We start from the raw sequence: 16471 nt of genomic DNA, 5'->3' as shown, positions 1-16471 counted from the left end.
GCCTTGCACCCGTTGCAGCAAGGCTTTCGATGATGGACCCCGATAATGCTGCGGATGATCCGTCCGGCGAAGCGCACCGGCTTGCCGCGCTGGATGAGCGCACGTGCCGACTGATCTGCCCGATCGCATCGGGCATGGTGGGCGTGTGCATGACCGGGATCGGCCTTCTGCACGTAGCGATGGTGGTCAACGGCGACGAGACCATAGCCGACGACTTGCTGTCCGTGGACGCGCTGCTGTTCCTGCTCGCCAGCCTCAGTTCGTATTTCGCGCTGCGCGTGCAGTCCAAGGTGCGGCTGCACTGGCTGGAACGGGCCGCCGATGCGACGTTCATCATCGCCATGTCGCTGCTCACGGTGGCGTGCTTTGTCATCACCTATTCGCTGGGGAAGTAGGCGAGGGGGCGCCGTGCGCGCTTTTTCGCAGATTGCCGATTGTTCATCTTGCGGTGAAGCACAGGCAATTTGTGCCGTCCTAATCCTGCAGCATGACCAGAAAGCCAGATCTTCGTGCCGTCTTTCGCGCGGCTCTCGTGTTCTTCCTGCTTGCAGCCGTGCCGCAGGGCGTGGTGGCAGCGCCGATGAGCGTTGGTTTCTGGGTCAATCCCAAAGGCAGCGTCGTGGTGCAGACCGGGGAATGTGGGCCGGGCCTGTGCGGACGGGTGGTTTGGGCGAGCCAGCACGCGCTGGAGAAGGCCCGCAGCGGAGGCGTTGCCAACCTGCTGGGTATTCAGTTGCTGCAGGACTATCGCCCCAGCGGCGCGGGCCTGTGGCACGGCACCGTCTATGTGCCGGACATGGGCCGCAGCTTCGATTCCGATCTTGAGCAGGTGTCCCCCACCCAGATCAAGATCAAGGGCTGCGTGATGGGCGGGCTGATCTGCCGCTCGCAGATTTGGACCCGCATCCGGCAGTTGCCGGCATGACCGGCGCGCGCGCCATGTTCGCCCGCTATCGCCGCCCGCTGTCGCTGGCGGTGGTCATCGCGGTGATCGCGCTGGGGTTTGCCGCGCTCAACGCGCTGACGCACCAGGTCCGCTATGTGGACGTGCGCGCGGCGGTGCACGCCTTGTCGTTCACGCAGATCGTGCTGGCGGTGGGCTTCACGGCGGTGAGCTATCTGGCGCTCACCTTCTACGATTACCTGGCGCTGCGGGTGATCGACTGCAAGTTGCCTTGGCGCACCGCGGCGCTGGCCTCGTTCACCAGCTATACCCTGAGCCATAACCTTGGCCTGTCGCTGCTCACCGGTGGCTCTGCGCGGTATCGCATTTACGTGGCCGCCGGGCTGGACGGGCCGGACGTGGCACGCGTGGTGGTGCTGGCGGCGGCCAATTTCTGGTTCGGCGTCTTTGCGATCGCGGGCGCCGCCATGCTTGTTCACGCCGGCGGCCTGACGCTGGGGCCGATCGTGCTGGGCGCTTTGACGACACGGCTGCTGGGTGCGGCCGTGCTGCTGGTGGTGGCGGGACTGGCGATCGCCGCTGCCCGCATGCGTCGTCCGCTGTCCATCCGCGGCATCGCCATGCCGCTGCCGGGCCCCGTCCAGATCGCATCGCAGATGGGCATCGGGCTGATCGACATTGCCAGCGCAGCCGCCGCCTTGTTCGTGCTGATCCCCCACGCCGACCCATCGCAATTGCCGGCCTTCGTGCTGGCCTATTCGTTGGGCATCGTGGTTGCATTGGTCAGCCATGTTCCCGGTGGACTGGGCGTGTTCGAAGCGGTGGTGCTGGCCGTGGTGCCCAGCGACCGGGCAACGCTGTTTGCGGCGCTGATCGCGTATCGCATCATCTATTACCTCCTGCCGCTGGTGTTCGCCGCGCTGCTGCTGGCCTGGCATGAGGGCGCGCGCAGCCGGCGGGTGGCGAAGCTGGTCGGAGGTTTTCAGAACCTGGCGACCAGCCTGTCGCCGCTGTTGCTCAGCACATCTGCGTTTCTGGGCGGCGGTATGCTGCTGTTGTCAGGCTCGCTGCCGGCCATCCACGCGCGCATGGGCGCGCTGGCGGACGTGCTGCCGCTGCCCTTTATCGAGGCGAGCCACATCGCCGCCAGTCTGGTCGGCACCGCTCTGCTGTTACTGGCGCCGGGTCTGTATCGCCGGCTGGACGGGGCGTGCCTGGCAACCCGCGTGCTGCTGGTGGCCGGCGCGTTCTTCTCGCTCACCAAGGGCATCGATTACGAAGAAGCGGTGGTCTGCCTCAGCATCGCCGGGCTGCTGCACCTGACGCGCGGCGCGTTCTACCGCCGCACTACGCTGACGGCGGAGCCGCTGACCACTGGCTGGGTGGCCGCCATCGCCGCTGCCGCCTGCCTTGCAGTGTGGACGGGCCTGTTCGCTTACCGTCACGTGCCATACAACGATGACTTGTGGTGGGAGTTTGCGGTGCGCGACGATGCCCCGCGCTACCTGCGCGCCGCGCTGGCCTGCGCCGTGCTGCTGGTATCGTTTGCGCTGTGGCGGCTTTGCGCGCCATCGACCATCCACCGCGAAGATGAAGGCCAGGCCGAAGATGCGCCCGCGATCAGCGCGATCCTTGCCACCTCCAGCCGCACCGAAGCGATGCTGGCGCTGACGGGGGACAAGCGCTTCCTGCTGTCCGCCGCACGCGATGCGTTCCTGATGTACCAGGTGAAGGGCACCAGCTGGATCGTGATGGGCGATCCGGTTGGCGCGGAGGAATCCTGGGGTGAACTGCTGTGGGCGATACGGGACTTGTCGCACCGCCAGCAGGGCCGGCTGATGCTGTACGAGATTTCCCCCGGCGTGCTCGATCTGGCGATCGGGATGGGCCTGCAGATCGTCAAGTACGGCGAAGAGGCGATCGTCGATCTGCCGACCTTTGAAATGGACACCCCGCAACTGCGCAGCGTGCGCAAGTCCGAGCGCGGTGCGGCGCGGGCCGGTGCGCGCCTGCGGGTGGTGCCGGCGGCGGCGGTGCCGGTCATCATGGACGAGCTTGACGCCATTTCGCAGGAGTGGATGGAACTGAAGGGCCAGCGCGAGAAGGGCTTCAGCCTGGGCAGTTTCAACCGCGACTACATCGGCAATTTCGATATTGCGCTGGTCATGGTGGAGGACCGCATCGTGGCCTTCGCCAACTTGTGGCTCACCGCTGATAAACAGGAAGCCTCGGTCGATCTGATGCGGCACCGCGCCGATGCGCCGCGCGGGACGATGGACTTCCTGTTCGCCAATCTCCTCCTGTGGTCCAAGGCTCGCGGCTATCAGCGCTTTACGCTGGGCATGGTGCCGCTGTCCGGGATCGAGGGGCGGCACCTGGCGCCGGCCTGGGCCAAGGCCGCCGCGCTGGTGTTCCGGCATGGCGAGCGGTTCTACGGCTTTCGCGGCTTGCGCGGCTACAAGGAGAAGTTCGCGCCCCGCTGGGAGCCACGATACGTGGCCGGGCCTTACGGGGTGGGGCTGATCCAGGGACTGCACGACGTCTCACGCCTGATTTCAGGCGGCCCCTCCCGTCGGCGCGGCGCCCCGCGCGCCATCCCCGTCGCCCATGTGCATCAACCGGAGCAGGCAGCATGATCGTGCGTCCAAGAATTCGCCGCCGCACTGTTGCCGGCATCGTGGCGGCCATCATCGCCGTGGCGCTGATCGTCATGAACGCGCCGGTGCTGGGACTGTTGGGAACGAATGAGATCCGGATGTTTCCGGCGTCCGGCCCCGCAGGCGCCAAGCCACCGCGCTATGCCGCCGTCCTGTTTTCCGGTGATATGGGGTTCACGTCGGGGATGAGCGAGTTCGTGGCCAAGGCGATCGCGGCGCGCGGCGTCCCGGTGGTCGGGGTCAACACACCCGTCGCCTTCGCGCATCACCGCACGCAGGCACAGGCGACCGCGATCGTGGCGCAGGCAATCCGCACCACGCTGGAGCGCACCGGCGCGCAGCAGGTGTTGTTGCTCAGCCATTCCTACGGCTCGGACATTGTCGCCACGGTGGCACCGCACCTTCCCGTGGACTTGCGGCCCCGCATCGCGGTGATCGATCTTGCCGTGCCGGCGCTCGACGTGTTCTTTCGCGCCGATCCCAGCGGATTTGCGTATCTGTGGAAGCCCGATGCCTATCCGCTGCCGGCAATCAAACAGCTGAAGTGGGCGCCTGTGATCTGCATCTACGGTGTCGAGGAAGAGGCCAGCTTGTGCCCCGCGCTCAAAGGCACGGGCGCGCAGGTCGTGGGGTTGCCAGGCGGCCATCACCTCGATCATGACCATCTGCGGCTGATCGATGCAACGGTGAATGCTCTGCGTGCGGTCGTACCGGGCCTGAGGCTGTGAGCGTGGCATCAGCTGGAATTCCCATCGAACGGCCGGCAAAGCGCCGGCATCGCGGTCTTTCGGATTGCCGCGAGGAAAGGCATCTGGCCTCCGGCAAGGTCACCATCGATGCGTCCGGGGTCGAGAACTGCCGCTGCCGCGTGTGCGGGTGCGAACTGCGGCGGATGCCGGCACTGCGGCGCTGGTTCCGCTCGGGCATGATGGGGTGAGCGCCTGAGCATCAACATGACGAAAATTTAAGGCGTCGAACAGATGATGCACATGCTGTAGCGGCTATCTGCAGCAGCAATATCCTACTGTGGACAGCTGATTCATGACCAAGCCCATTTTCTACGATCCCACCGGCCGTCGCAATCGTCGTGCCCGGATCGGTCTGGCCGCGCTGCTGATCGTGGTGATTTTGGGTGCGCTGGCGTTTGCGACCACGATCTTCGCGGTTCCCAGCCAGCAGGTGATCAACTTTCCTGCCCCGACGCTGCGCCCCTCGACGCTGCACGGCTCTCATCTCAAGCATAACCTCACAAAGTGGCTGCCCAAGTTTCGGCCTGCCGGGCAGCAAAAGCCGCTCAGCATCGGCTTTTACATGCCCGGCAATGATGAAAGCCTGCTCTCGCTGGTAAACCACGGCAACGACCTGGACTGGGTGGTGCCCGCTCTGGTCAACGTCGTTGGGCCCAAGCACGACATTTCAGTGCAAAGCGATACCCGGTTCGACAAGGTTCTGGCCACCGGCACGCATCGCTTCAAAGTTCTGCCAATGGTGCAAAACTATGGCGACGATCGCTGGCAGGGCGATGAGATCGCAGCGCTGATGCATGACAAGGGCCAGCGCACGCTGTTGGAGCAGCGCCTGGTGAACATGGTCAACCAGCAGCACCAAGGCGGTCTGGTGATGGACTTCGAATCGCTGCCCAAGTCATCGCTGCCTGATTACGTGACGTTCCTGCGCGAATTGAACACCGCTTTGCCGGCGGGCGCGCAGCTTGCCGTCACCGCACCTGCGGGCGATGACAGCGGGTGGCCGCTGGAAGCCATTGCCAAAGTCACCGACAAAGTGATCTTCATGGCTTATGATGAGCACTGGGAAGGTGGCACCGCCGGCCCGATCGCGTCGCAGGCGTGGTTCGTCAACGAAGTGCAGAACGCGCTGCGGCGCATCGGTAATGACAAGCTGGTCGTGGCGCTGGGAAGCTACGCGTATGATTGGCACGGCGGCCAGACCGACGCGTTGACGATCGAAGATGCCTGGCTCGCCTCGCATGACAGCAGCGCGCCCATTGCCTTCGACCCTGCCAGCGGCAATGCCGGCTTCGCTTACGACGACGGCGATCAGAAGCACACGGTCTGGATGCTTGACGCCGCGACCAGCTGGAACCAGATGGCGGCGCTGCGGCGGATGGGCGTCGGCTCGGTAGCCTTGTGGCGCCTGGGCATGGAAGATTCCGGCTTCTGGAACGACCTGGTGGCATTCCGCAAGGGTGGTAACCCGGACTTGTCCACCCCCAAGGCGATCGGAAGCGCCGACGTGGAAGGGTCGGGCGAGATCCTGCGCATCACCGCAACCCCGCGCGACGGCCATCGCACAACCACCTTCGATGCCAACGGGATGATCCGGCAGGAGCACTACGATGCGGTGCCAACACCCTATGTGGTGCAGCGGGCAGGGGGCGCGAACCCCAAGCTGCTGGCGCTGACCTTCGACGACGGCCCCGATCCGACCTGGACACCCAAAATTCTGGAGGCGCTGGAGGCCGCCAAAGTGCCCGGCACTTTCTTCGTGATCGGTGAAAATGCGCTGGCGAACCCCAGCCTGCTCAAGCGCATCATTGCTGACGGGGGGGAGCTGGGCAATCACACCTACACCCACCCCAACCTTGCCGATGCCGGCCCGGCGCAGACCAGCCTGCAGATCAACGCTACCCAGCGCATGGTGGAGGCCTACACCGGGCGGCGCATGACACTGTTCCGCGCGCCCTATTTCGGTGACGCGGAGCCTACCACGCCGGACGAATTGGGCCCGGCGCTGCAGGCGCAACAGGCGGGCTATACCGTGGTTGGTCTGCACGTCGATCCGAACGACTGGCAGCGTCCCGGTGAGGACGCTATCTATCAGCAGGTGATCGACCAGGTGCACTCGGCCACCCCCGAAAATTCGATGAACGTCATTTTGTTGCACGATGGCGGCGGTGACCGTTCGCAGACGGTGGCGGCGCTGCCGCGCATCATCGCGACACTCAAGGGTGAAGGCTACCAGTTCGTCACCGCCTCGCAGCTGGTCGGCGTGCCACAGGCGCAGGCGATGCCCGCCGTGGGCACCGCGGATCTCACCGCCGTGCGTGTGGACGTTGCCGCGTTCGTCGTGCTTATGGCGGTCACCATGGCGCTGGTCTGGATATTCTATGTCGCCATTTCGCTCGGCATGGCGCGCGCGGTGATCCTGGCCGGCCTGGCCTGGTTCCAGAGCCGCCGTGAACGGCCCGAACCGCCGCAGTACGAGCCGAGCGTGTCGGTCATCATCCCGGCCTACAACGAGGAGCGGGTAATCGCCGATTCCGTTGCGCGCGTGTTGGCCAGCGATTATCCGGCGCTGCAGGTCATCGTTGCGGACGATGGTTCGAAGGACGCCACCAGCGCCATCGTGCGCGAAGCATTCGGAAACGATCCGCGCGTTACCCTGCTGACGCTGCAGAACGGCGGCAAGGCCAGCGCCCTGAACCGCGCACTGCGCGATGCGACCGGCGAGATCGTGATCGCGCTGGATGCCGACACGCAGTTCGAGGAACTGACGATCCGCCGGCTTGCGCGCTGGTTCATCGATCCCAAGCTGGGCGCGGTGGCTGGCGATGCCCGCGTGGGCAACCGGGTGAACCTGGTCACCCGCTGGCAGGCGGTGGAATACATTACCTCTCAGAACCTGGAACGGCGCGCGCTTGCAGGGTTCGATGCGATGACTGTGGTGCCCGGCGCGGTGGGCGCATGGCGGCGCGCGGCGCTCGATTCCGTGGGTGGCTATCCCGAGGATACGCTGGCCGAGGATCAGGACCTCACCATCGCCATCCAGCGCGCCGGCTGGGACGTCACCTACGATCCGCGCGCGGTGGCGTGGACCGAAGCGCCCGAGACGTTTGCCGCGCTCGCCAAGCAACGGTTCCGCTGGGCATTCGGGACGTTGCAGTGCCTGTGGAAGCACCGCAAGGTCATCACCACGCAAAAGCCTTCCGGTCTGGGCCTGGTCGGTCTGCCGCAGGCGTGGCTATTCCAAATCGGCTTTGCCGCAATCTCGCCGCTGATCGACCTTGCACTTGTTCTCTCCATCGTCGGCACCGGGCTGCGTATCTCCGCGCATGGCTGGGCGCAGACCCGCGGCGATGTAGGCACTATGGGAATATATTGGCTGGCGTTTACCGCAGTGGACGTGCTGTGCGGCTGGGTGGCCTATCGACTGGACGGCAACCGGGTGCGCTATCCGGCGCACCTGCTGGTCGCCCAGCGCTTGGTCTATCGCCAGATCATGTACTGGGTGGTGCTGCGCGCCATATCCTCCGCGATCGCCGGGTTCGTGGTGGGCTGGGGCAAGCTGGAGCGGACGGGGCGGGTATCCTCTCCACCCCCGGCAGCCTCCAATCCCGGCTGAACTGCTCGACTGGGCGCAGGTCAGGTGCGGCTTGTCATTCAAATCGGCATTAATGTTACCGCAACCAACATGGATCAATTCGGACAGTGATGGATCGTGCCATAACAAGACATGGCGGGGGCCAGTCGAAAGCACATTATGCGATCCGATTCAAACAGCGAGGACATTCGCCAGTTTCGTAGACATGAACATCTCGCCCGCAAGGACGAGGTTCACGAAGCGGTATACAAGATCGAAGAAGGCTGGGCATGCCGATATTGCCTGCTTCCCGATGGACGCAGGCAGATTACCGCGCTATTTCTGCCGGGCGACTATTGCGAGCCGCAGTGGATGCTGTCCGGCCGCTCCGAACTGCCGATCGTGGCGCTGACGGAAGTGCGCGCCGTTGCGGTGCCGCTGGCGACCGTTCACGCCAAGCCCGGTGACAGCGTGATGAAACTGCTGGGTGCGGTGGTGGACATGCTCAACCGCCAGAGCGATTGGATCGTAGGCCTCGGGCGCAAGTCTGCGACCGAGCGGGTCGGCTCGCTGCTGGCCGAATTGCATCGCCGTCTGCATGACGTGGGCCGGGCCATCGGCGGGCGCTGCACGATCCCCCTGACCCAGCAGGACATTGCCGATGTGGTGGGGCTGACTCCGGTGCACGTCAATCGCGTGCTGGGCGATCTGCGGCAACGCGGGCTGGTGCAGTTCAGCGGCAAGACGCTGATCGTGCCGGAGCCTGAACAGCTGCATGCCGCCGTGCTGGCCGCCGCCTGACGCATCCTTAAAACGAGATCAGGCGTTCGGGGCCGATCATGCCGGGTTGCGGGCAGCCCAGCTGAACCATCGCGGCTTCCAGTTCGGTGCGCAAGATATGCAGCATATGGGCCACGCCCGGCATACCCGCCACTGCCAGCGCGTGCATCTGTGGCCGTCCGATCAGGACGGCGCGCGCACCCAGCGCAAGTGCCTTGATCACGTCCGTGCCGCTGCGCACGCCGCCATCCAGCAGCAGCGGAATGCGGTTGCCGGTGGCCTCGGCGATGGCGGGCAGCACTTCCATCGCGCTGGGCACGCCATCCAGCACCCGGCCCCCGTGGTTGGATACGATCAATGCGTCCACCCCTTCGTCCACTGCGCGCGCCGCGTCCTCGCCCAGCAGCAGGCCTTTGACTATGATCGGCAGGGTGGTGGCCGCGCGCAGCCATGCCAGGTCAGGCCACCCCGGCACGCCGTTGGTGAGTGACGTGCCCATCAGGATTCTGCCGCCGGGCGTAGCCGTGTGCCGGGGGCGCGGCATGCCGGCAAGGTTTGCCGCGGCAACACCGTCGGGCAACGATATGCCAGCGGGCTTCAAGCCGGCATCGATGGTAAGCACGATCGCCTCGTAACCCGCCGCTTCAGCGCGGCGCACCAGCGCCAGCGTGTTCTCCCGCTGCGGCTGCTGATAGAGCTGGAACCACAGCGACGGCCCGGCCTGCTCGCCTTGTGCGGTCAGCGCTTGAGCCGCAGCGGCGACGTCTTCCAGCGTGACGGATGAAAGCGTGCTAAGCACCATGCCGGTGTCCATCGCCGTCGCCGCCCGGACCACGGCCAGTTCGCCGTCCGAATGGGCCAGGCGTTGATACGCCAGCGGCGCCAACATGATCGGCGCCGCGTGGGTGCGCCCGAGCAGTTCGATCCGTGTACTGCCCGACACATCGGCCAGCCCGCGCGGCAACAGGCCGATGCTGTCGAACACCTCCCGATTGCGACGCAGGGTGATTTCGCGCCCCGCGCCTTCCTGCACGTGGCGCCACACCGCCGGGTCCATGTGGGCCTGCGCCCGGTCCGCATAATCGTCCAGCGTGCACAGGTCGGGCGGGATGGTGTGCAGCGGCGCCAGCTTTGGCCCGGTCATGGCGTGGACCATTGCCGCAGCAGGTTGTGGTACACCTGCGTCAACGTATCGATCGACGCATGTTCAGGGTGATCGCCCGCGAGTGACTGGATCGCGCCGTCCAGATCGAACATCAGCCGCCGCCGCTCGGCCGATGCCACGAAGCTCTGCGTCCAGAAGAACGAGGCCAGGCGCACACCCCGGGTGACCGGCATGACCCGGTGCAGGCTGCTCCCCGGATAGATCACCAAGTTCCCGGCGGCTGGCTTTAAGCTGTGCGTGCCGAAGGTATCCTCGATCACCAGTTCGCCGCCGTCGTAGTCCTGCGGATCGCTCAGGAACAGCGTGCCGGAAATATCGGCGCGCAGATGCTCGCCGGTGCCGGGGATCGGAAAGATCGCGTTGTCTACATGGTTGCCGTAATGGCCGCGCCCGTCGTAGCGCGAAAAGCGTGGCTGCAGGACGCGGGCGGGCAGCGCGGCGGCGATGAACAGCGGCGTCTGCTGCAGCCGGGCCAGCACTCGGTCAGCCAGTTGGCGGGCAACGGGGTGGTCCAGTGCCAGCTGCGCGTTGTCCTTTACCCGCGCGGCGCGATGGCCGGCGGTCAGCCGCCCGTCGCTCCAGTCCGCAGTGTCCAGCGTCTGGCGCAGGTCGCGGACCTCGTCGGGGCCGAACAGCGCAGGGATTTCGATGACCATGGTGGGTGTGTGGCCCGTAACGGCAGCGTTTTCAACGGGTGCGAAGCGGAGTGGGCGCGGTCCGATGCGCGAAGGCAACCGGACCGCGCCTTTCGCGCTTACATCTTGGCCGTCACCGTCAGCACCGCCGAGCGGCCATCGCCCGGTGTTGCCCAGCCATTGTTGCGGATACGGGTGAAATACAGCGTATCGCCGATGTTCTTGACGTTCAGCTGCGCGGACAGGTTGGGCGTAAAGTCATACGACAGATAGGCCTGATGGATCAGATAGTCGTTGGAGTGGATAACCGTCGGCGCCGCCGCGCTGGGTGTGTTGAGCGCAAACTTACCCTGATACGTGAAGCCATAACCTACGGTCAGGCCGAACGGCAGGCGGTACGTGGTGAACAGGCTGCCCGAGTGCTTGGGCGTTTGCACCAGCTGCGAATTCCCGCCGGGATTGGGCAGGGCGACCGAGTTGGTGCAGGTGCCGGTGCCGGGGTTGGCCAGGCAATGGTCCGAGACCGAACGGAGCAGCTTGCTGTCCAGATACGTGTAGTTCGCCGTGATCGACCAGGCGGGCGTGATCTGGCCCGTAGCGCCCAGCGCGATGCCATCGACGCGCGATTTGCCGTCCAGCTGCTGGTCCGGCACCGTCGGGTCGCCCGAGACGACGGCGTACTTGTCACGCTGGTTGCGGAACGCGGCGGCGGTGAGCAGCAGGCCACCGTTGAACAGCTCGGCCTTTGCGCCGATCTCGTAGTTCGTCGCGCGCTCGGGGTTGATGTTGCAGGTGGAATTGACCGTGCCTTCCGCCGTGCAAGCCCCGTTGACCGAGTTTTTGGAGGGCGTGCGCGAATTGCCGTAAGCGGCATACAGGCTCACCGATTCCACCGGCTTGTAGACCAGGCCTACGCGGTAGGAGAACAGGGTATCGGCGTTGCGGACCGGGATGCCGGGGCGCACACGGCCCAGCGTGGTGGTCGCCGTGGTGGTTGTATCCACCGTATCGGTACGGAAGGTGCCGGTGTTGCGTTCCAGGCGCACGCCGCCGTTAAGCTCCAGCTTGCCCAGCTTCATGGTGTCGAACAGATAGGCGGCGATATTGGTCTGCTCGCCGGTCTGGCGGCCGCTTTCGATGTAGTTGAGCGCGCCTGTATATACGTTGCTGCCATACGTGAACGCGGACGAGGCGGGGCCTGCCACCACATCGTAGGGATTGGCGATGCTGATGAGCGGGAGGCGGGTAAAGCCGGCGGTGCCGTCCGCGTTGCGCAGGGAATTGCCGTTGGAAAGGTCGTATTTTTCCCAGGTGGCGGCAGCGCCCAGGTTCACCGTGTGCTCGATCGCGCCGGTGTTGAACACCGTTTTCACGTCGAACTGGTCGAACATCAGCTGGTTGTGGGTGTGGCGCGTGGTGCCGCGCGGGCCGGTGGCATAGTAATAGCCCGCAGGAACGGTGACCGTGTTCGGCGCGGCGGTAGTGCCGATGTTCACCGTGCAGGCCGCACCCAGCGGGGTGACCCCGGAGGACAGGCAATAGGTGCCCTGCGGCGGATCGACGATCGTCAGCTGGCGGGTATCCTGCCAGCGCGCCAGGTTGCGGATGGATACCTCGTCGCTGAATTCGTGTTCGAAGATCGATGTCAGCTGATCGGTGTTCAGCCGCTGGCGATCTACGTTGCGGTAGCCGAAATAGTCGCTGCGATCGACGCCGGGCACGATGTTGCCGTTGTAGTACGGCACGCCGTATTGCGGAATGTTGCGGTCTTCCTGATGCACGTACTGCACGGTCAGCCGCGTGGGGCTGTCGATACCGATGGTGATCGCCGGCGCTACGCCCCAGCGCTTGTAGTTTTCGATGTCCCGGCCGGGAATATCGTTGCGGTGCCACATTGCGTTGAGGCGCACGGCGATAAGGTCGTTGACGCGCGTGTTCATGTCGGCGGTGGCGCGGTAATAGTTGTCGGTGCCCACGCCCCCGGTGGCGACGTACGCGTCCTCGGCCTTGGGGCGCTTGGTGACGATATTGATGTTGCCGCCCACCGATCCGGCGCCGGAGATGACCGAGTTCGCCCCGTTGGTCACTTCGATCTGCTCGGTGTCGAACGGATCGGTCCGCGTGTACTGGCCGCTGTCACGCACGCCGTCGATGGTGATGTCGTTGCTGGCGCTGTAGCCGCGGAACGTGATGTTGTCGTTCGGGCCAGTGCCGCCTTCGCCCGCGCCGAAGGTGATGCCCGGAACCGTGGACAGCACGTCGCGCAAGGTCAGCAGGTTCTGCTGCTCGATCACGGCGCTGGTCAGCACAGTGATGGTCTGCGGTGTATCGCGGACGGGGCGGGTGCGTTTGGGCGATTCAAGCGTGCGGCCCGGCTCGTCGGTGATCGCGGTATCGGTGACCGTCACGCCGCCAAGGCTGCGTTCCGCGCCCTCGGCCTGCTGGGCCTGCGCAACCGGCGCGAAGGCCGGTGCGATGCAGGATAGTGCAAGGAACGTGCGGCGCGCGGCCGTCTTGGACTTGATCGACATGTCTTCCCCTCTGAAGCTCTGACGATCGGGCTGATATTGAGAGTCACTCGCAGTAGCAAGAGTCAAATTTTACATTTGTCGCTTTTTGATCACAACTCTTGCGAACACGATGTGTCGAGCCTGCTCACACCGCGGCTGCAGGCTCGATTAGGGCAGCAAGCGCAGGGCTGATCCATTCGCGCACCACCCCGGTGTCACGGATCAAGGCGCGTACGCACAGCTTTTCTCGGGTGGCGATGATTTGCATCGCCGCAGGCGGTGCAGCGCCCAGCGCGGTGGCCCAGGCATCGGCGAGCATGGCGCAATCGTGGACCACGCTGACGGACGCGGCGTGCGTAACCGGCAGGCCGGTTAGCGGATCGATCGTGTGGCAGCCACGCACGTAATCGCCGGACGTCGCCACGGCGCATTGATGCAGCGCGAGGCGCAAGGGTGGCAGGCCGGCAACTGGCGTTTCCAGATCCACCCACCACGGATCGCCATCGGGCTTGAGGCCCATCCCGACGAGTTCGCCACCGATCTCCACCAGCGCGTGGTGACACCCATGTCCGCGCAGCAGCGCCGCCAGCGCATCGACCGCAAAGCCCTTGGCTATGCCGGACAAGTCGAGCCGCAGCCCGCCCGGTTGGCGCAGCATCCGGCGCACGGGGTCATACGCAAGCCGCCGGAAGCCCGACGCCTGCATGGCCGCCGCCAATTCGTTCGGGGTCGGCACACGGTGGACGCGAACCGGGCCATGCCCCCACAGATCGACGATCGCGCCGATAGCGGGGTCGAAGGCGCCGCCCGATCGCGTGGCGACGGATAGCGCGGCCTCCATCACCGTCGCGAAATCGGGGGCGATTGCGAATTCCGCACCCGCCGCTGCCCGGTTGAAGCACCCCAGTGCGGAATCGGCCTGCCAGTGGCTCATCTGCGCCACGATCTCAGCGAGGCGCACGGTGATCGCCGCATACAGGACGCCCGCATCAAAACCCGGCGGGCTGGCGAGGTTCACCCGCCACGTGGTCCCCATGGTTTCGCCGTCCAGCGTGATGACAGGCGCAGCGCGTGACCATGTGGCGAGCGCGGCTGCGTCAATCTCGGCGGGAACGGCGATGCGCACAGGCTTCAGGGCGCGACCACTTCCAGCGTGGTGGTGAAGGCCATGCGCCGCGTGCTGGCCCGCTTGTCCGAAGGTTTGGTGTCCTGCGCGCTGGCGTTGAGCCAATACCACCCGGCGACCGGCCACTTGACGGCGACCGTGCCATCGGCCCCGGTCGTCAGTTCCTGCGCTTCCTCAGCCTCGCGGTACTTCTTGCCGCCCGGAACCACGGTGATCTTCACGCCCGCCGCCGGTTTGCCGTCGATCAGGAAGCGGAAACGGCCGTCCTCGTTCTGGACCAGCGAATCCGGGTGGGTGACCGGATCGAACTCCAGACCCTTGCCAGTGAGCGCGGGCTTGGTCGGTTCGCCCGCCGTCACGTACACGAAGTTGCGCGATAGGGTTTCGGTCAGCGCCACGTCGGTGGCGTTGGCCGGGATGTCAGCCACGCTGGCCACCATGCGCGGAGGCTGGCCGGAGCCGGGGCCGGCACCATTGGCGGCGTTGGCAGGTGCAGGGCCGGACGGCATGCCCACACCCGGTGCCATGCCGGGGCCACCAGCCGGGCGTCCACGCCCGCCCACGCGCCATTCCTGCCCGTCTACTTTGAACGTGCCCATGATGGCCGACCGCTCCATGCCGATCTTCCACGTGCCGGCCTTGTTCACCGCCACGTCGAACGTGCCGCGATAGCGCCCCTTGGCGGGGTTTTCGATCTGCGCGCTGGTGCCGTCCGGCGCCCAGACCGACACTTGCGCGGGATCGATCGCGAAATGGTCCGGGTAGAACAGGTCGTTCGATATCGCCGCGTCGATGGTGACGTATTCCCCGGTGCTGGCCAACGTGCTGGTGGACGGCAGCAGCCACTGACGGTGGGCGAGGGCGGGCGTCGCCAGCGCGCATGACAGTGCGCCGGCAAGCAGAAGTGTGCGGAAGCTCATGTATGATCCCCTTTCTGGAATGGAGCGAAAGGCCTAGCGGATCGTCACCGCGCCCAGTTCGGTATGTCCCGCCGCCGAAGCGCCACGGGCGGGCACGACGAACGGCACGGACACCAGTTCGCGTCCGCCGGTTTCACGCGCGGCCTCGATCTTGAAGACGTATTGGCCCTTGGGTAGGTTGGATGGGATCGGGATGGTGTACGTGCCCGGCGCGCGGGTCGCGCCGCTAAGGCCGTCGGCGGGCAGTTTCAGCCCGCGCCCGCCCTTGCGCCACCAGGTGCGCAGGTCCGCCAGCCACTTGGTGCCCGGCTCGTTGCCGCGCTTCTTCACGTCGTACCACAAGAACACGGTGCGCGCGTCGCCGCCGGCCGCCGGTTCGATCCAGCCCGCAACGTAGGGGCGGTGATATTCCGCCACCTTGACCTGCGGGATGGTCACCGTGACCGAGGCGGCGAGGGCAGGCGTGGCTGCGCCAAGGGTAAGCACGGCGCCGGTGGCCAGCAGCGGCAGCGCGGGCGTTAGGGAGGATGATTTCATCACGGGCTTTCTCGTCAATGGATGAACACGATGGCCAGGATCACCGGGCCGGCCAGGCTGAGGCCCACCAGCGGCCAGGTCATCGGGCGATGGCGGGCGTGAAGTTGGAGGAGCAGCAGACCGGTCAGGGTGAACAGCACGCAGGCGGCGGCGAAGAAATCGATGAACCAGAACCACGCGGTGCCGGTGTTGCGGCCCTTGTGCAGGTCGTTGAGGTAGGAAATCCAGCCGCGCTCGGTCACTTCGGCGGCAACCGCTCCGGTGGTTCGGTCCAGCGTGACCCAGGCATCGCGGCCCGGCCCCGGCATGGCCACATAGACCTCATCATCCGCCGACCAGTCCGCCGCGCGTCCTGCCGGGTCCAGCGGGACGACGGCGGCGACGGCCTTGGCGACATCGGCGGGCAGGGGATCAGTGGCGCTGCCGGCGGCGGGCAGCCGCACCAGCAGCGACCGGGCGATCCGGCCATGGCTTTGCGTGGTGACCGGCTGCGCGCCGATGGACGCGGCATGGTTCAAGGTGATGCCCGTCACCGCGAACAGGAGCATCGCTGCAAGCGAAATCGCCGCGCTGACCCAGTGCCAGGTGTGCAACTGCTTTAGCCAGAAGGCGCGGACCTTCTTGTTTTTGCGCTTTGCGGCTTTGCCCGAAGCCTTCCGCGCAGGCGCGGTGGTGCCGCGGCTTGCCGCGTCACGATGAGCGGATGGCTGGGCTTCACCGGCAGGTATTTCCAAGGCGTCGGCCGCGTCCAAGATGTGACTTTCCCCATAAGTGCAGGCCCGGCGATCGCGCCGGACGATGAGCACCGATCCAGCCGCGAAGCCGCTGGACGAACCGTTGCCTAATGTATATGCAAATGACTCGCAATAGAGATTAGCCGGAGTTTACAATTGGCGACACATGCTGCCTCGGCCCTG

The 16471-nt window shown here is 65.7% G+C and carries 14 protein-coding genes; 7 read left to right on the top strand and 7 right to left on the bottom strand.

Features of this window, described 5'->3' with window-relative positions:
• Positions 1-32 precede the first annotated feature (32 nt).
• From ASE49_RS07820 to ASE49_RS07790, 7 genes are all read left to right on the top strand, one after another.
• Entirely contained in the window at positions 33-395 is a 363-nt protein-coding gene (locus ASE49_RS07820; protein WP_056770974.1) for a hypothetical protein, read from the top strand.
• Between the two features lie 92 nt (positions 396-487).
• On the top strand, positions 488-925 hold the full coding sequence (locus tag ASE49_RS07815; protein WP_056770129.1) for a DUF2147 domain-containing protein: 438 nt from the start codon (positions 488-490) through the stop codon (positions 923-925).
• The gene (gene mprF, locus ASE49_RS07810) at positions 922-3540 is read left to right on the top strand and encodes a bifunctional lysylphosphatidylglycerol flippase/synthetase MprF (RefSeq protein ID WP_056770127.1); all 2619 of its coding nucleotides are present in this window, start codon (positions 922-924) and stop codon (positions 3538-3540) included. Before ASE49_RS07815 ends, mprF begins: the two co-directional genes overlap by 4 nt.
• A complete protein-coding gene (locus ASE49_RS07805) occupies positions 3537-4289 on the top strand; it encodes an AcvB/VirJ family lysyl-phosphatidylglycerol hydrolase (protein ID WP_056770125.1) in 753 nt (250 codons plus the stop codon). The genes mprF and ASE49_RS07805 overlap by 4 nt, the downstream gene beginning before the upstream one ends.
• Before the next feature lie 2 nt (positions 4290-4291).
• Complete coding sequence (locus ASE49_RS07800; RefSeq protein WP_156370192.1) at positions 4292-4498, top strand: hypothetical protein; 207 nt, start codon at positions 4292-4294, stop codon at positions 4496-4498.
• A 104-nt stretch (positions 4499-4602) separates the two neighbouring features.
• The gene (locus ASE49_RS07795) at positions 4603-7923 is read left to right on the top strand and encodes a glycosyltransferase (RefSeq protein ID WP_056770121.1); all 3321 of its coding nucleotides are present in this window, start codon (positions 4603-4605) and stop codon (positions 7921-7923) included.
• Positions 7924-8061: 138 nt separating this feature from the next.
• On the top strand, positions 8062-8682 hold the full coding sequence (locus ASE49_RS07790; protein WP_056770119.1) for a Crp/Fnr family transcriptional regulator: 621 nt from the start codon (positions 8062-8064) through the stop codon (positions 8680-8682).
• A gap of 7 nt (positions 8683-8689) precedes the next feature.
• Here ASE49_RS07790 and ASE49_RS07785 read toward each other — a convergent pair whose 3' ends face one another.
• The 7 genes from ASE49_RS07785 to ASE49_RS07755 all read right to left on the bottom strand — a co-directional run bounded on the left by ASE49_RS07785 (position 8690) and on the right by ASE49_RS07755 (position 16306).
• The gene (locus ASE49_RS07785; RefSeq protein WP_056770971.1) at positions 8690-9805 is read right to left on the bottom strand and encodes an alpha-hydroxy acid oxidase; all 1116 of its coding nucleotides are present in this window, start codon (positions 9803-9805) and stop codon (positions 8690-8692) included.
• Positions 9802-10482 carry a Fe2+-dependent dioxygenase gene (locus ASE49_RS07780; RefSeq protein WP_056770116.1) on the bottom strand — a complete coding sequence of 227 codons (681 nt, stop codon included), beginning with the start codon at positions 10480-10482 and terminating at the stop codon, positions 9802-9804. Before ASE49_RS07780 ends, ASE49_RS07785 begins: the two co-directional genes overlap by 4 nt.
• A gap of 98 nt (positions 10483-10580) precedes the next feature.
• The gene (locus ASE49_RS07775) at positions 10581-12992 is read right to left on the bottom strand and encodes a TonB-dependent receptor (protein ID WP_056770113.1); all 2412 of its coding nucleotides are present in this window, start codon (positions 12990-12992) and stop codon (positions 10581-10583) included.
• A 124-nt stretch (positions 12993-13116) separates the two neighbouring features.
• Entirely contained in the window at positions 13117-14097 is a 981-nt protein-coding gene (locus tag ASE49_RS07770) for an FAD:protein FMN transferase (protein WP_235522879.1), read from the bottom strand.
• A gap of 5 nt (positions 14098-14102) precedes the next feature.
• Positions 14103-15017 (bottom strand): DUF4198 domain-containing protein, encoded by a 915-nt coding sequence (locus tag ASE49_RS07765; protein WP_056770112.1) that lies wholly within the window; start codon positions 15015-15017, stop codon positions 14103-14105.
• 33 nt (positions 15018-15050) lie between these two features.
• Positions 15051-15554 carry a DUF2271 domain-containing protein gene (locus ASE49_RS07760; RefSeq protein ID WP_056770109.1) on the bottom strand — a complete coding sequence of 168 codons (504 nt, stop codon included), beginning with the start codon at positions 15552-15554 and terminating at the stop codon, positions 15051-15053.
• A 14-nt stretch (positions 15555-15568) separates the two neighbouring features.
• Positions 15569-16306, bottom strand: coding sequence for a PepSY-associated TM helix domain-containing protein (locus ASE49_RS07755; RefSeq protein ID WP_082456357.1), 738 nt, complete (start codon positions 16304-16306; stop codon positions 15569-15571).
• Between the last annotated feature and the right edge of the window lie 165 nt (positions 16307-16471).

Source organism: Novosphingobium sp. Leaf2, from assembly GCF_001421325.1.
Classification (GTDB): domain Bacteria; phylum Pseudomonadota; class Alphaproteobacteria; order Sphingomonadales; family Sphingomonadaceae; genus Novosphingobium.
Note: the sequence above shows the minus strand (reverse complement) of the source record. Positions and strands in the feature narration are given on the sequence as shown.

Coding starts and splice junctions, on each gene's coding strand:
- ASE49_RS07815 (WP_056770129.1), top strand. CDS start 488: ATGACCAGAAAGCCAGATCTTCGTGCCGTCTTTCGCGCGGCTCTCGTG.
- ASE49_RS07760 (WP_056770109.1), bottom strand. CDS start 15,554: ATGAAATCATCCTCCCTAACGCCCGCGCTGCCGCTGCTGGCCACCGGC.
- ASE49_RS07805 (WP_056770125.1), top strand. CDS start 3,537: ATGATCGTGCGTCCAAGAATTCGCCGCCGCACTGTTGCCGGCATCGTG.
- ASE49_RS07775 (WP_056770113.1), bottom strand. CDS start 12,992: ATGTCGATCAAGTCCAAGACGGCCGCGCGCCGCACGTTCCTTGCACTA.
- mprF (WP_056770127.1), top strand. CDS start 922: ATGACCGGCGCGCGCGCCATGTTCGCCCGCTATCGCCGCCCGCTGTCG.
- ASE49_RS07780 (WP_056770116.1), bottom strand. CDS start 10,482: ATGGTCATCGAAATCCCTGCGCTGTTCGGCCCCGACGAGGTCCGCGAC.
- ASE49_RS07765 (WP_056770112.1), bottom strand. CDS start 15,017: ATGAGCTTCCGCACACTTCTGCTTGCCGGCGCACTGTCATGCGCGCTG.
- ASE49_RS07795 (WP_056770121.1), top strand. CDS start 4,603: ATGACCAAGCCCATTTTCTACGATCCCACCGGCCGTCGCAATCGTCGT.
- ASE49_RS07785 (WP_056770971.1), bottom strand. CDS start 9,805: ATGACCGGGCCAAAGCTGGCGCCGCTGCACACCATCCCGCCCGACCTG.
- ASE49_RS07790 (WP_056770119.1), top strand. CDS start 8,062: ATGCGATCCGATTCAAACAGCGAGGACATTCGCCAGTTTCGTAGACAT.
- ASE49_RS07820 (WP_056770974.1), top strand. CDS start 33: ATGGACCCCGATAATGCTGCGGATGATCCGTCCGGCGAAGCGCACCGG.